Origin of the sequence: Kitasatospora sp. NPDC127067, from assembly GCF_042724755.1 — a bacterium.
In the GTDB taxonomy this organism is placed as follows: Bacteria; Actinomycetota; Actinomycetes; order Streptomycetales; family Streptomycetaceae; genus Kitasatospora; species Kitasatospora lactacystinica.
In genome coordinates this window covers 32,932-47,366 of the sequence record NZ_JBHXEM010000067.1, presented here as the reverse complement: position 1 = coordinate 47,366, position 14,435 = coordinate 32,932, and the positions used below count along the sequence as shown (strand labels likewise).

Genomic DNA, 14,435 nt, shown 5'->3' with positions numbered 1-14,435 from the left:
GTTCGCCCGGCCCGCTCCCCCGGGGGGGGGGCGCGGGCCGGCGGCCCGCCGCGCCCCCGGACCCCCGCCGGGCACCGGGGGCGGGGGTCCGCCCCCCCGTCGGGGGGTGCGGAGTCCGGGGGCGCACCGTCCCTGGGCGCTCCCGGAGTCAGGGGTGGGCGTCAGAGCGGACGGGCCGCCAGCTCGCGGGCGGCGCGGGCGCAGTCGCGCGCGATCCGGTCCTCGTCGACGGTGGCCAGGCGCCCCTTCTCGACCACCGCGTTGCCGTTGACGAAGAGCACCGACAGCGGCGGGAGCGCCCCGAAGGTGAGCGCGGCGACCGGGTCGGCGATGGACGAGTGCATGATCCCGTCGATCTTCCACAGCGCCAGGTCGGCGAGCTTGCCGGGCTCGATCGAGCCGATCTCGTCCTGCCGGCCGAGCACCCGGGCGCCGCCCATGGTGCCCAGGCGCAGTGTCTGCCGCCCGGTCAGTGCGGTGGGGGAGCCGTGCAGGCGGTTGATCAGCAGCGCGTTGCGCAGCTCCGTGCCCAGCTCGCCGGATTCGTTGGAGGCGGTGCCGTCGACGCCGAGCCCGACCGGGACGCCGGCCCGGAGCATGTCGGGCACCCGGGCGATGCCGGCCGCCAGGCGGGCGTTGGAGGACGGGCAGTGGGCGACGCCGGTGCCGGTCTCGGCGAACTTGGCGATGTCGGAGTCGTTCATGTGCACGCAGTGCGCCATCCAGACGTCCTCGCCTAGCCAGCCCACCGACTCGAAGTAGTCGGTCGGCCCCATGCCGAACAGCTCTTTGCAGAACTGTTCCTCCTCGGCCGTCTCCGAGCCGTGGGTGTGCAGCCGGACGCCCTTGCGGCGGGCGAGTTCGGCGGACCGGCGGAGCAGGTCGGTGGAGACGGAGAAGGGGGAGCAGGGTGCGATGGCGATGTGCAGCATCGAGCCGAAGGAGGAGTCGTGGTACCGGTCCACGGCGGCCTCGGAGGCGGTCAGGATGTCGTCCAGTTCCTCGACCGCGTGGTCCGGCGGCAGTCCGCCGTCCTTCTTGCTGCGGTCCATCGAGCCGCGCAGCGCGGTGAAGCGCAGGCCGAGTTCCCGGACGGCCTCGATGGAGGCGCCGAGCACGTCGCCGCCATCCTTCGGGAAGACGTAGTGGTGGTCGGAGGCCGTGGTGCAGCCGGACTTGAGCAGTGCGGCGGCGGAGCCCCGGGCGGCGGCGTGCACGAGCTTGTCGTCGATCCGGGCCCAGGTCGGGTAGAGGGCGACCAGCCAGTCGAACAGGATGTGGTCCTGGGCCAGGCCGCGGGTGATCCACTGGTAGAAGTGGTGGTGGGTGTTGACCAGGCCGGGGGTGATCAGGTGGCCCTCGCCGTTGATCCGGCGCACCACGTTGTCCAGCCACGCGGGGGCGGGGCCGTCGCCCACCGTCTCGATGGTGTTGCCGAGGACGACCACGTGGCCACGGGCGTACTCGGTGTCGTTCGCGTCCACGGTGGCGATCGCGGCGTTCTCGATCACGATCCGCTGGTCGGCGGGCGGGGGCTGGACTGCCATGGTGTGACTCCTTGGGGGAGGGCCGGGGAAGGGCCGGGGGAGGCGCGCACCGCACGGTGCACGCCCCTCCCGGGCCGATCAGGACGGTGTCGCCGTCGGTACCGTCGCGCCGGGGGCCTGGCCGGACCCGGACCGGCGGGCGGCTCCGACGTGGTGGAAGAGCAGGTTGAGCAGGACGGCCATCACGCAGCCGGCCGAGATCCCCGAGTGCATCAGGGTCCGGACGGCCTCCGGGAAGGAGTCGTAGAACGTCGGCACGGCGATCGGGATGATGCCGACACCGAGCGAGACCGACACCAGGATGGTGTGCGAGCCGGACTCCATGCCGGCCTCCGCGAGGGTGCGGATGCCGCCGGCCGCGACCGTGCCGAAGAGCACGATCCCGGCGCCGCCGAGGACGGGCTGCGGAACCAGGGAGACGACCGAGCCCAGCACGGGGAACAGCCCCAGCAGGACCAGGATGCCTCCGCCGGCCGCGACCACGAAGCGGCTGCGGATCTTCGTCAGCGCCACCAGCCCGATGTTCTGGGCGAAGGCGCTGGCGGCGAAGCCGTTGAGGACGGGACTGAGCGCGGTGGCCAGACCGTCGGCCCGCAGGCCGGCGGCGAGGGTGGGTTCGTCCGCCTCGCGATCGACGATCCTGCCGAGGGCGAGCATGTCGGCGGTGGACTCGGTCATCGCGACCACCATGACGATGCACATCGAGACGATCGCGGCGGCGTCGAAAACGGGCGCGCCGAAGTGGAACGGCGAGGGGAGCGCGAAGACCTTCGCGTCCCGGACCGCGCCGAAGTCGGCCAGCCCCAGCGGGAAGGCGATCAGGGTGCCGAGCGCCAGACCGATGAGCAGGGACAGCTGCTGCCAGAAACCGCGCAGCAGCCGGTTGCAGAGCACCACCGCGACGAGGGTGATCGCGGCGAGGCCGACGGCCCGCGTGGAGCCGTACCCGGGGGCGCCCGGCGAGCCGCCGCGCGCCCAGTTGACCGCCACCGGAAGCAGGGACACCCCGATGAGGGTGATCACGGTGCCCTGGACGACCGGGGGGAAGAACCGGATGAGCTTGCAGAAGTACGGCGCCGCGAGGAAGCACAGCAGCCCCGCGACGATCACCGCTCCGAAGATCACCGGGAGGGCGTCCTTCGGTCCCCCCGTCTTCTCGATGGAGCCCTTCGCTATGGCGATCATGGGCGCGACCCCGGCGAAGGAGACGCCGTTCACGAACGGCAGCCGTGCGCCGATCCGCCAGATGCCGAGCGTCTGGAGGAGGGTGGCCAGTCCGGCGGTGAACAGGCTGGCCGAGATGAGCAGGGCGAGTTCGGCGGGGGAGAGCCCGACGCCGGCGCCGACGATGAGCGGGGGTGCGACGACTCCCGCGTACATCGCGGCGACGTGCTGCAGTCCGGTGGAGAACAGCTTCACCGGGGGCAGCAACTCGTCCACGGGGTGGGTCCCGGGCCGGGGCGGCCCGCCGGGGAGGTGGTCCGCCGCGCCGTCCGGGCCGTGCGTTCCCGCCGAGGTGGAACCGCCGTCTGTACTGCTGGTGCTGCTGGGTGCCATGTCGAGCCCCTCTTGTGCCCGTGGCTCCCGGCGCGCCCGTGGCGCTGGAGTGCGGCTGGTGCTGATGTGACCGAGGACGGGACGGCGGTGCAAGGATCCCTCGGCCGGCCTCTCCAGTGCCCCGGGCCGGCCGCCGCGAGGCAGGCACGAACTCCGGTGGGTGGGGGGTGGGGGTGGAGAAACCGCTGGTGCGGACGGAACCGCTGGAGCGGATGGAACGGCTGGTGCGGGTCGAACGGCTGGTGCGGGTGGCACCGCGGGAGCGGTTGCCGTGGATGGAGCGGTCCGCCCGCACCCGACCGGTCCGTGGGGGCCGGAGGGTGCGGCGATTTCCGGGCGGCGTCCACCGGGTGGGGGAGGTCAGGCGACCGGGATGACCGGGACGACGCCCTCGCGGTGCACGGTGCCCTCGATCAGGCCGTACATGCGGTCCGCGGCGAAGTAGACCTCGTTGTCGTTCTTGAGGCCGAACGGTTCCAGGTCGACCAGGAAGTGGTGCTTGTTCGGCAGTTCGAGGCGGACCTCGTCCACCTCGGCGCGGTTGTCGAGGACCCGGGTGCCCATCGCGTGCAGGGTCTGCTGCAGCGAGTAGGAGTAGGTCTCGGCGAAAGCCTCCAGCAGGTGCCGCCTCACCCGGGTGTAGGAGCGGTTCCAGTGGGGCTGGGCCTCGCCGTCCTTCCCGCTGTAGCCGAACTTCCAGCGGGCGGTGACCTGGGTGGCGAGGATGCGGTCGTACGCCTCCTGGAGGGTGGTGTAGCCGTCCTTGATGTAGCCCCAGAACTCCGAGTTGGTGGAGTTCATGACGACGAGGTCCTTCAGGCCGGAGACGACCTGGACGGACTCCCCGTCGTAGACGATCTCGCTGGTGCGGACCTCCTGGCCGCTGCGGACGAAGGAGTGGCCCACCTCCTCCGAGCCGATGAAGCGGGCCGAGCTGTCCGGCGTCCTGATCCGGTCCCAGGCGTACTCCTCGATCCGGATCCGGGCGCTGTGCACGACGCCGCGCTCGGTGTCGTCGACGAAGTGGCGCGCCAGGAGGATGCCGAACGCCTCGGCCGACTCGATGCCGTGCTCCTTGGCGAAGGCGTAGACGGTGTTCTTGGTGGTGTCGGTGGGGAGGCAGTTGGCGTTGGACCCGGTGAGGTGGACGTCCTCGAACTCGCCGCGGAGCGAGACCGAGACGTTCAGGTCCTTGATCTCGTGCCGGGAGGAGTCGCGGTGGATCCGGACGATGCGGTTCTCCGCCTTGCCGTACTGGTTCTGACCGAGCACGTGGGCCATGACGTGGCTCCTAAGCTTTTCAAGGTCGGTCCACTAGCTTCCGCGGTAGACCGAGTATCCGAACGGGTTGAGCAGCAGCGGCACGTGGTAGTGGTGCTGTTCGGGTGCGACCGTGAAGACGATCGAGACCTCGGGGAAGAACGGCGGTTCGGCGGACTTGAGCGCGTGGTACGCGCCGGTGCCGAAGAGCAGCCGGACGACCGAGCCCGCCTCCACGGCCGGCAGGTCCGCGACCCGGCCGTCGGAGTCCGTGGCGGAGGTGCCGAGCACCTGCCAGCCACCCTCGGTGTGCAGTGCGAGCTCGACCGGGACGCCTTCGGCCGGCCGGCCGAGGCTGGTGTCGAGCACGTGGGTGGAGATGCCGGTCATGGGTGAGTGGCCTTACTGATCGCAGAGGTGATGATGCGTCAGATCCCCGGTGGGATCCCCGGGAAGGTTCGGTGCGACAGAATGTGACGGTGCGTCAGAAAATGTCGAGCAGGCGGTCGAGCCGGATGTCGTTGATCTTGCGCAGCTCCTCGCGGACGGTCTCCGCCTCGGCGGCGGCGTCGTTGGGGAGGCGCTCGCGCAGGGCGGCGAGCATGCCGACCGCGGTGCGGCCGGTCGCGCAGATCAGGAACACGTGGCCGAACTTGGCCTCGTAGGCGGCGTTGGCCTCGCGCAGTTCGTCGAGGACCGCCTGGTCCACGCCCCGGATCCCGGCCTGTTCGCGCTCGGAGGTGGCGTCGCCCGCCACGGGCGTGCCGATCCGGGCGTGTCCGGCCATCGCGTCGCGCAGGTCCTCGGTCGTCAGCGACGCCATGGCCGCCGCGTTGGCGGCGAGCAGGGCCTCGCGGTCGGACCACGGCTCGGCCGCCGCGACCGCGGCGGCCCAGTGGGGGCTGGAGCACACCTCCAGCAGGATCTCTTCCAGCTCCGCGGCGTCGGCCGCGGCCAGGGCGTCAAGGGCGTGGGGGTGGTTGGTCACGGGTGGACCTCCTGAAGAGTGGTGCCACCCGGAAAAGCTAGATCGGCCCCACCCGGCCGTCAACACTTTGTTGAACTGTTGGTGGTTACGTTTTGAACCGGGCCGCGATGCCGGGCCCTTTCGTGTGCGATTCGCCAAGTGTGCCCCGCCGCAGGCCGATCCACTCCTGCCGTGCCGGCGGGGTCACCCGTTCGGAAGCCCCCGGGGCGGGGGCCCGTGCGTGCCCCGGAGGGCGTCGAACCGGGGCGTCAGGACGGCTTCGCGCCGTCCTGGCGGTTCAGGTAGTTGTACACGGTGAAGCGGCTGACGCCCAGGGCGGAGGCGACGGTCTCCACGCCGTGGCGGACGGTGAAGGCGCCGCGCTCCTCCAGCAGGGCGACGACCCGCTGCTTCTCCAGTCGGTCGAGCTCGGCCAGCGGGCGGCCGTCGAACTGGCGGGTCATCTCGGTGAGCAGCCGGTCCAGCGCGCTGCCCAGGTGGGGCAGTCGGACGGCCAGGGCCGGGACGCCCTCCCACTCCAGGACCACGTCGTCGGGCTTCGCCTCGTCCAGGGGGACGGGCGTCGCGCCGACCGCGGCCAGCAGCGGCTTCACCGCCGCGGCGAGCGGGTGTTCCACGTTCTCGGTCACGGCGTACCGTCCTCCTCGCCCAGCACGCTGACCTGGACCGAGATCCGGGTCGCCCCGGCGTCCAGGGTCTCCCTGAGCAGCTTGGTCACCGCCGCGAGGACCTGCTCGGCCCCGCCCTCGGCGCCGGTGCCGAAGGGACCGACCGACACGGCCAGGCCGGCCTCGTCGACGACCTTGCGGGCCGCCGCGGCGTGCTCCGGGAACGTGTCCAGTTCGAACGGTTCTGTCGTGAACTCCACCATCAATCGCACGGGGTCACTGTAGCGAGCGGGGGTGCGGGCGGGCAGGGCCCGGGTGATCGAACAGTCCGGCCCCGGGGGCGGCATGCTCATGAGGCGGCTTCAACAAATTGTTGCGACTCCCTTGACACTCGCTCGGCGGGCTAGAGATGCTTCCACCACACAGAATCCCTCTTCCGGATCGTGGAAGTTGCGGATGAAGGAAGAGAGAAGAGAGGTGAGCGACGTGACGGCGGCAGCCCAGCACGGCTTCACGGTCAACCTGTCGATCCTGTTCGGCGAACTGCCGCTCCTGGAGCGTCCCGCCGCGGCCGCTGCGGCCGGCTTCACGGCCGCCGAACTGTGGTGGCCCTTCGGGGCGGAACACGACCCCTCGCAGGCCGAACTGGACGCGCTGCGCAAGGCGTTCACCGACGCCGGGGTACGGCTCACCGGCCTGAACCTCCTGGACGACCTGAGCCGGGGCGCCCGCGGCACCGTCTCGGTGCCGTCCGAGCGGGACCGCTTCCGCGCCAACCTCCCGGTCGCCGCGGAGCTCGCGGCCTCGCTCGGCGCCACCGCGCTCAACGCGCTGTACGGCAACCGGGTCGAGGGCGTCGACCCGGCCGAGCAGGACGCGCTCGCGCTGGAGCACCTGGTGCTCGCCGCGCGGGCCGCGCACGGGATCGGCGCGATCCTGCTCGTCGAGGCCCTGAACAAGGACGAGTCGCCGCACTACCCGCTGGTCTCGGCCGCCGCCGCCGTCGAGGTCGTCGACAACGTCAACGCCGCCACCGGCCTCGGGAACGCCAGGTTCCTCTGCGACCTGTACCACCTGGCCAGGAACGGCGAGGACCTGCCGGCGGTCATCGACGCGTACGCCGACCGGATCGGCCACGTGCAGATCGCCGACCACCCGGGCCGCAACGAGCCCGGCACCGGCGACCTGGACTTCGAGGACCTCTTCGCCAGGCTCACGGCCGCGGGCTACAGCGGTTCGATCGGCCTGGAGTACCGCCCCTCCACCGGCGTCAGCGCCGACAGCTTCGGGTGGCTGCCGCGCGAGCTGCGCGCCGTCAGGTAGCCGAGCCGCGCGGCGGAGCCGATGAGCGCCGCCGAGCCGCATGCCGCCGACGTGCGCGCCGCCGAGCCGTGTGCCGCCGACTCGCGCGGCGTCGCCGGGCCTCGCCGGGCCTCGCCGGGCCTCGCCGGGCCTCGCCGGGCCTCGCCGGGCCTCGCCGCCGACCCACCCGACCTCCCACCCGCACACGTAAGGAACTCGACGCGATGAGCCGCAAGATCGCCTTCATCGGCCTCGGCATCATGGGCAGCCCGATGGCCGCCAACCTGGTCAGGGCCGGCCACCACGTCACCGGCTTCAACCTCACCCGGCCGCCGATCGACGCCCTGGTCGCGGCCGGCGGCCACAGTGCCACCAGCATCGCGGACGCGGTGAAGGACGCCGAGGTGGTCATCACCATGGTCCCGGCCGACCCGCAGGTCGAGCAGGTCGTCCTGGGCGAGGGCGGGGTCCTGGAGAACGCCGCGCCCGGCACCCTGGTGATCGACATGTCCTCGATCACCCCGCAGACCTCGATCAAGGTCGAGGCCGCCGCCAGGGAGAAGGGCGTCCGCACCCTGGACGCCCCCGTCTCCGGCGGCGAGGCCGGTGCCGTCGAGGCCGTCCTGTCGATCATGGTCGGCGGCGCCGCCGAGGACTTCGCCGAGGCCCGGCCGCTGTTCGACGCGCTGGGCACCACGGTCGTCCACGTCGGCCCGGCCGGCGCCGGCCAGACCGTCAAGGCCGCCAACCAGCTGATCGTCGCGGTCAACATCCAGGTGCTCGCCGAGGCCGTCGTGTTCCTGGAGAACGCCGGCGTCGACCTGGCGGCCGCGCTGGACGTGCTCGGCGGCGGCCTGGCCGGCTCCACGGTGCTCAACCGCAAGAAGGCGAACATGCTGAACCGCGAGTTCGCCCCCGGTTTCCGGATCGACCTGCACCACAAGGACATGGGCATCGTCACCGACGCCGCCCGCGCCGTGGGCGCCACGCTGCCGGTCGGCGCCGTGGTGGCCCAGCTGGTCGCCTCCGCCCGGGCCAACGGCGACGGCTCGCTCGACCACTCGGCGCTCCTGCGCGGCGTCGAGCGGCTCTCCGGGCGCGGGGCCGCACAGGGCGGGTCCGGCCGGCCCTGATCCCCGGGGGCTCCCTCGCGGAGCCCCCGGCCCGAGCTCCTCCTGGCGGCGTGTACCCATTCCGGTCGTGCCCGCGCCGCCAGGAGGCCAGGCCGGCCGGCGTGCGGGCCGGGGCTCATCCGCCCGCCCGCCGGTCGCTCCGAGCCGGTGACGCGTACGTCCCCCTGGGGGGCACTTCGGTCGTGCCTGGTACGCGTCGCCAGGCCTCCTCCCCGCCGAGGGGAGCCCCCCGAACGTCGGAAGCGGGACGGGGGAGACGGCGGGGAGGGGGCGCACCCCTCCGGACGGCCTCCTCAGGACCGCCCCTCCGGACGGTCCCCTCCGGACGGTCCCCTCAGGACCGCCCCTCCGGACGGTCCCCTCAGGACCGCCCCTCCGGACGGTCCCCTCAGAGCCGCCCCTCCGGGCCGATGCCCCCGGAACGCCCCGGTCGGACCCTCGCCGAGCGGCCCGCCGGCCTCCCCGGCCCGGGCACTGGCCCCCCGGGACACCCGGGCCCATGCTGGACGCACACCGCAGAGCCACCGCCAGACCCGTACGGAAGCGAGGACCGCGCCATGCCCGCCATCCCCCACCAGGGCCATGTGGTCGTCGCCCCCGACAAGTTCAAGGGCAGTCTGGAGGGCGCCGAGGCGGCGGCCCGGATCGCCGCCGGCATCCGGCGTGCCGCGCCCGGCACCGAGGTGCGCGAACTGCCCGTCGCCGACGGCGGCGAGGGCACCCTGGCCGCCGCGCTCGCGGCCGGGTTCAGCCGGGTCCCGGCCAAGGTGGCCGGCCCGACCGGCCTGCCGGTGGACGCCGCGCTGGCCGTCCGGGACGACACCGCCGTGGTCGAGCTGGCGCAGGCCTCCGGCCTCGCCCGGCTGCCCGGCGGCCGCGCCGCCCCGCTCGCGGCCGGGTCCTACGGGGTCGGCCAGCTGATCGCCAGGGCGGTCTCGCTCGGCGTGAAGCGGATCGTGCTGGGCCTGGGCGGCAGCGCCGGTACGGACGGCGGCGCCGGCATGGTGCAGGCGCTCGGGGTGCGGCTGCTCGACGCCGGCGGCGCCGAACTGCCGCCCGGCGGCGCCGCGTTGCGCCGGCTCGCGGAGATCGACCTCGGCCCGCTGGCCGAGGCCCTGGGCGGGGTCGAGGTCGTGGTGGCCTGCGACGTGGACAACCCGCTGCTCGGCCCGCGCGGCGCACCGGCCGTCTACGGCCCGCAGAAGGGCGCCGACGGCGAGGACCTGGTGGTGTTGGAGGAGGGGCTGACCCGGTTCGCCGACCTGGTGGCCGAGGTCACCGGGCGGGACCTCCGGGAGGCGCCCGGCGCCGGCGCCGCGGGCGGGGTGGGGTTCGCCGCCCTGGCCCTGCTCGGCGCCACCATGCGCCCGGGCATCGAGCTGCTGCTCGACCTGTTGGGCTTCGACGGGGCCGTGCGTGGGGCACGCCTCGTCGTGACCGGCGAGGGCTGCCTGGACGCGCAGACGCTCCACGGCAAGGCCCCCGCCGGAGTCGCCGCCGCGGCCGCCCGGGCGGGGGTTCGGGTGGCCGCCGTGGCGGGCCGGCTGGAGCTCTCCGAGCCCGAGTGGCGGACCGCTGGTTTCACCGCCGCGATCGCCCTGACCGACCTGGCCGAGCGGCCGGGGGAGAGCATGTCCAGGGCCGGCGAGCTGGCCGAACTCGCGGGGGAGAGGCTGGCCGGCGAGCTGCTGCCGGGCTGAACCCCGGCGCGTACCGGACCGTCCCGCGGGCCCGGGCCTCGTACGTTCAGCCATTGACGTTTTGTTGAAGGCGGGCCTAGGCTCCCGGCAATCCTTCGCCTCCACCCTGCTCCACCACCCTCGACTCCCAGGTTTCGGAGGTCCCCCATGCCTTTCGGCCAGCCCACGGTGATCCGCTCCCGCCGGGTGGTCCTGCCCGACGGCGAGCGCCCCGCGGACGTGCTGATCCAGGGCGGGACGATCGCCCGCACGGCCCCGCACGGCTCGCTGGCGGCCGCCGGGGGCGAGCTCGTCGACCTCGGTGACACCGCCCTGCTGCCCGGCCTGGTCGACACCCACGTGCACGTCAACGAGCCCGGCCGCACCGAGTGGGAGGGCTTCGCCACCGCCACCCGGGCCGCCGCGGCCGGCGGCGTCACCACGATCATCGACATGCCGCTCAACTCGATCCCGCCCACCACCACGGTGGCGGGGCTGGCGCTCAAGCGGAAGGCCGCCGAGGGCCAGGCCTGGGTCGACCTCGGCTTCTGGGGCGGTGCCGTCCCCGGCAACGTCGCCGACCTCGAACCGCTGCACCGGGAGGGCGTGTTCGGCTTCAAGAGCTTCCTCGCCCCCTCCGGGGTGGACGAGTTCCCGCACGTCGAGGCCGCGGACCTGGAGGCGGCGCTGGCGGAGCAGGCCCGGATCGGGGCGCTGGCGATCATCCACGCCGAGGACCCGGCCGTGCTCGCCGCCGCCCCGCAGCAACCCGGCGTCCACTACCGGGACTTCCTGGCCTCCCGGCCCGCCGACGCGGAGACCGCGGCGGTCTCCCGGCTGCTCGACACGGCCCGGCGCACCGGCGCCCGGGTGCACGTCCTGCACGTCTCCTCCGCCGCCGTCCTGCCGCTGCTGCGGCAGGCCCGCGAGGACGGCGTACGGGTGACCGCCGAGACCTGTCCGCACTACCTGACGCTCGCGGCCGAGCAGGTGCCGGACGGCGACACCGCCTTCAAGTGCTGTCCGCCGATCCGCGACGAGTCCAACCGGGACGCGCTCTGGGAGGCCCTGGCGAACGGCGAGTTCATCGCCGTCGTCTCCGACCACTCGCCGTCCACCCCCGACCTCAAGCTGCTGCCCGAGTACGGCGGCAGCGGCGACTTCGCGGCCGCCTGGGGCGGCATCGCCTCGCTCCAGCTCGGCCTGCCGGCCGTCTGGACCGAGGCCCGCCGCCGCGGCCGCACCCTGTCCGACGTGGTGCGCTGGATGTCCGCCGGACCGGCCGAACTGGTCGGCCTCACCGGCACCAAGGGCGCCATCGCCGCCGGTCACGACGCGGACCTGGTCGCCTTCGACCCCGAGGGCGGCTTCGCCGTCCGGGCGAGCGGGCTGCACCACCGCAACCCGGTGACCCCCTACGCCGGCCGGACCCTCACCGGCGCGGTGCGCACCACCTGGCTGCGCGGCCGCGAGGTGGACCCCGCGGCCCGCCCCTTCGGCCGGCAGCTCGCCCGGCCCCGATCCCGTCCCACCACCACCCCGCCCGTACGCGCCTAAAGGAGAGTCAGTGACCACTGCCGACACCCCGAGTGCTCCCTTCGCCGAGCTGGTCAACCTGGCCTCCCGACTGCTCGGCGCGGGCGTCGTCGCCACCAACGAGGACACCTTCGCGGACGCCGAGAACCTGCTGGTCGCCAAGCCGGCCGAGTTCCGCCCGCACACCTTCGGCCACAAGGGCCAGATCATGGACGGCTGGGAGTCCAAGCGCCGTCGCGGGGTCTCCGCCGAGCAGCCGCACCCCACCGACGAGGACCACGACTGGACGATCGTGCGGCTCGGCGTCGCCGGGGTGGTCCACGGCGTGATCGTGGACACCGCCCACTTCACCGGCAACTACCCGGAGTCCGCCTCGGTCGAGGCCGCGTCCGTCCCCGGCCACCCCTCGCCCGAGGAACTCCGGGGCGCCGAGTGGACCACGATCGTGCCGCGCACCGCGCTGAGCGGCGACACCGCCCACGAGTTCGCCGTCGCGGACGGCACCCGCTGCACCCATGTGCGGCTGAACATCTTCCCGGACGGCGGCGTCGCCCGGCTGCGGGTGCACGGCGAGGTGCTGCCCGACCCGCGCGAACTGGACGGCCTCACCTTCGACCTGGCCGCCCAGGAGTACGGCGGCGTGGCCGAGGCGGCGTCCGACCGCTACTTCTCCTCCCCGCACAACCTGAACGCTCCCGGCCGTGCCTCCGTCATGGGCGACGGCTGGGAGACCCGGCGTCGGCGCGACAAGGCCAACGACTGGGTGCAGATCGCCCTGGCCGGGGGCGGTGAGGTCCTGGCCGCCGAAGTGGACACCTCCTGCTTCGTCGCCAATGCCCCCGGCTGGGCCGACCTGATCGGCTTCGACGCCTCGACCGGGGCGGACCCGGCCGACGGCGACTGGTTCGAACTCCTGCCCCGCACAAGGCTCCAGCCCGACACCCGGCACCGCTTCCGGCTCGACGCCGGCCGCCCGGTGACCCACGTGCGCATCAACGTCCACCCGGACGGCGGCCTGGCCCGCCTCCGGCTCACCGGCCGCCTCACCGGAGCCGGCCGCGCGGCCCTCGCGCTGCGCTGGTTCAACGCCCTCCCGGCCGCCGAGGCCGTCGCGGCCCTCACCGGGGCCGGTGCCGCCGCGCAGGAGGCCGCCGCGCTGACCGCCGCCCGTCCCGCGGCCGACCCGGTGACGGCCGCGACCGTCGTCCGGATCCTGTTCGGCGGCTGACGATCCGTCGGATCCCTCGCCCGGAGCCCGTGGAACCCGTCCGGGCGGGAATCTGACGATGCGTCATCCATCTCTCCGCGCACCGCCCTTATCGACACCCGAAGGACCCTCCATGCCCAAGATCCTGACCACGGAGTCCGGTGCTCCGGTCGCCGACAACCAGAACTCGGCCTCGGCCGGCGCGTACGGCCCGCTGCTGATCCAGGACCAGCAACTGCTGGAGAAGCTGGCCCGGTTCAACCGCGAGCGGATCCCGGAGCGCGTCGTGCACGCCCGAGGTTCCGGCGCGTACGGCTACTTCGAGGTCACCGACGAGGTCGCGCGGTACACCCGGGCGGGCTTCCTCTCCGAGGTCGGCAGGCGCACCGAGGTCTTCCTGCGCTTCTCCACCGTGGCCGGCAACCTGGGCTCCGGCGACGCGGTGCGCGACCCGCGCGGCTTCGCGGTGAAGTTCTACACCGAGGACGGCAATTACGACCTCGTCGGCAACAACACGCCGGTGTTCTTCATCAAGGACCCGGTCAAGTTCCCGGACTTCATCCACTCGCAGAAGCGCGACCCGTACACCGGTGTGCAGGAGGCGGACAACGTCTGGGACTTCTGGGCCCACTCGCCGGCCTCGACCCACCAGATCACCTGGCTGTTCGGCGACCGCGGCATCCCGGCCTCGTACCGCCACATGAACGGCTACGGCTCCCACACCTACCAGTGGGTCAACGCCGACGGCGACGCCTACTGGGTGAAGTACCACTTCAAGACCAACCAGGGCATCCGCTGCCTGGACGGCGGCCAGGCCGCCGAGGTCGTCGGCGGCGACGCCGACTCGCACCAGCGCGACCTCCACCAGGCCATCGAGCGCGGGGTGTTCCCGTCCTGGACCCTCCACGTCCAGCTGATGCCGGTCGCCGACGCCGCGGACTACCGCTTCAACCCCTTCGACCTCACCAAGGTCTGGCCGCACGCCGACTACCCACTGGTCAAGGTCGGCCGCCTGGTCCTCAACAGGAACCCGGAGAACGTCTTCGCCGAGGTCGAGCAGGCCGCGTTCTCGCCGAACAACTTCGTGCCCGGCATCGGCCCGTCCCCGGACAAGATGCTCCAGGGCCGCCTGTTCGCCTACGCGGACGCCCAGCGCTACCGCCTCGGCGTCAACCACACCCAACTGCCGGTGAACGCCCCGCGCGCCACCGAGGCCGCCAACTACGGCCGGGACGGCCTGATGGCGGTCAACGGTGCCGGCCGCGGCAGGAACTACGAGCCCAACTCGTACGGCGGACCGGCCCAGACCGGCGAAGCGCTGTCCGCGCCGGTCGAGGTGGCGGGCCACACCGGCACGTACACCACCCCTGTGCACACCAAGGACGACGACTTCTTCCAGGCCGGCGAGCTGTACCGGCTGATGTCGGCCGGCGAGAGGTCCCGTCTGATCGACAACCTCGCGGGCTCCCTGGCACAGGTCTCGCGGGACGACGTCGTGGAGCGCAACCTCGCCCACTTCCACGCCGCGGACGAGGAGTTCGGCGCCCGGCTGGCCGCCGCCGTCACCACCCTGCGGGCGGGCGACGAGGGCTGAGCGCCGGCGGCGGGTCGGCCCACC

At 73.3% G+C, this 14,435-nt stretch carries 13 protein-coding genes; 6 read left to right on the top strand and 7 right to left on the bottom strand.

Annotated features, from left to right (window positions below; all coding sequences use genetic code 11):
- Positions 1-161 precede the first annotated feature (161 nt).
- From ACFWJ4_RS25080 to ACFWJ4_RS25050, 7 genes are all read right to left on the bottom strand, one after another.
- Positions 162-1,547, bottom strand: coding sequence for an 8-oxoguanine deaminase (locus ACFWJ4_RS25080; protein ID WP_380547162.1), 1,386 nt, complete (start codon positions 1,545-1,547; stop codon positions 162-164).
- A gap of 78 nt (positions 1,548-1,625) precedes the next feature.
- Entirely contained in the window at positions 1,626-3,104 is a 1,479-nt protein-coding gene (locus ACFWJ4_RS25075) for a nucleobase:cation symporter-2 family protein (RefSeq protein ID WP_380547160.1), read from the bottom strand.
- A gap of 360 nt (positions 3,105-3,464) precedes the next feature.
- Complete coding sequence (gene pucL / locus ACFWJ4_RS25070; protein WP_359911801.1) at positions 3,465-4,385, bottom strand: factor-independent urate hydroxylase; 921 nt, start codon at positions 4,383-4,385, stop codon at positions 3,465-3,467.
- A gap of 33 nt (positions 4,386-4,418) precedes the next feature.
- Positions 4,419-4,754 (bottom strand): hydroxyisourate hydrolase, encoded by a 336-nt coding sequence (uraH, locus tag ACFWJ4_RS25065; protein WP_359911797.1) that lies wholly within the window; start codon positions 4,752-4,754, stop codon positions 4,419-4,421.
- A 94-nt stretch (positions 4,755-4,848) separates the two neighbouring features.
- Positions 4,849-5,352 carry a 2-oxo-4-hydroxy-4-carboxy-5-ureidoimidazoline decarboxylase gene (uraD, locus tag ACFWJ4_RS25060; protein ID WP_380547158.1) on the bottom strand — a complete coding sequence of 168 codons (504 nt, stop codon included), beginning with the start codon at positions 5,350-5,352 and terminating at the stop codon, positions 4,849-4,851.
- A gap of 248 nt (positions 5,353-5,600) precedes the next feature.
- Positions 5,601-5,981 (bottom strand): helix-turn-helix domain-containing protein, encoded by a 381-nt coding sequence (locus ACFWJ4_RS25055; RefSeq protein WP_359911791.1) that lies wholly within the window; start codon positions 5,979-5,981, stop codon positions 5,601-5,603.
- On the bottom strand, positions 5,978-6,232 hold the full coding sequence (locus tag ACFWJ4_RS25050; RefSeq protein WP_359911788.1) for a thiamine-binding protein: 255 nt from the start codon (positions 6,230-6,232) through the stop codon (positions 5,978-5,980). The genes ACFWJ4_RS25055 and ACFWJ4_RS25050 overlap by 4 nt, the downstream gene beginning before the upstream one ends.
- 184 nt (positions 6,233-6,416) lie before the next feature.
- Here ACFWJ4_RS25050 and ACFWJ4_RS25045 point away from each other — a divergent pair, with 184 nt between their 5' ends.
- The 6 genes from ACFWJ4_RS25045 (at position 6,417) to ACFWJ4_RS25020 (ending at position 14,411) form a co-directional block, all read left to right on the top strand.
- Positions 6,417-7,283 (top strand): TIM barrel protein, encoded by an 867-nt coding sequence (locus ACFWJ4_RS25045; RefSeq protein WP_380547156.1) that lies wholly within the window; start codon positions 6,417-6,419, stop codon positions 7,281-7,283.
- Between the two features lie 203 nt (positions 7,284-7,486).
- A complete protein-coding gene (locus tag ACFWJ4_RS25040; RefSeq protein ID WP_380547154.1) occupies positions 7,487-8,395 on the top strand; it encodes a 2-hydroxy-3-oxopropionate reductase in 909 nt (302 codons plus the stop codon).
- Between the two features lie 557 nt (positions 8,396-8,952).
- The gene (locus ACFWJ4_RS25035; RefSeq protein WP_380547152.1) at positions 8,953-10,095 is read left to right on the top strand and encodes a glycerate kinase; all 1,143 of its coding nucleotides are present in this window, start codon (positions 8,953-8,955) and stop codon (positions 10,093-10,095) included.
- Between the two features lie 147 nt (positions 10,096-10,242).
- Positions 10,243-11,631 carry an allantoinase AllB gene (allB, locus tag ACFWJ4_RS25030; protein ID WP_380547150.1) on the top strand — a complete coding sequence of 463 codons (1,389 nt, stop codon included), beginning with the start codon at positions 10,243-10,245 and terminating at the stop codon, positions 11,629-11,631.
- 10 nt (positions 11,632-11,641) lie between these two features.
- Positions 11,642-12,838 carry an allantoicase gene (gene alc, locus ACFWJ4_RS25025; RefSeq protein WP_380547148.1) on the top strand — a complete coding sequence of 399 codons (1,197 nt, stop codon included), beginning with the start codon at positions 11,642-11,644 and terminating at the stop codon, positions 12,836-12,838.
- Between the two features lie 112 nt (positions 12,839-12,950).
- The gene (locus tag ACFWJ4_RS25020) at positions 12,951-14,411 is read left to right on the top strand and encodes a catalase (RefSeq protein WP_380547146.1); all 1,461 of its coding nucleotides are present in this window, start codon (positions 12,951-12,953) and stop codon (positions 14,409-14,411) included.
- Positions 14,412-14,435: the final 24 nt, after the last annotated feature.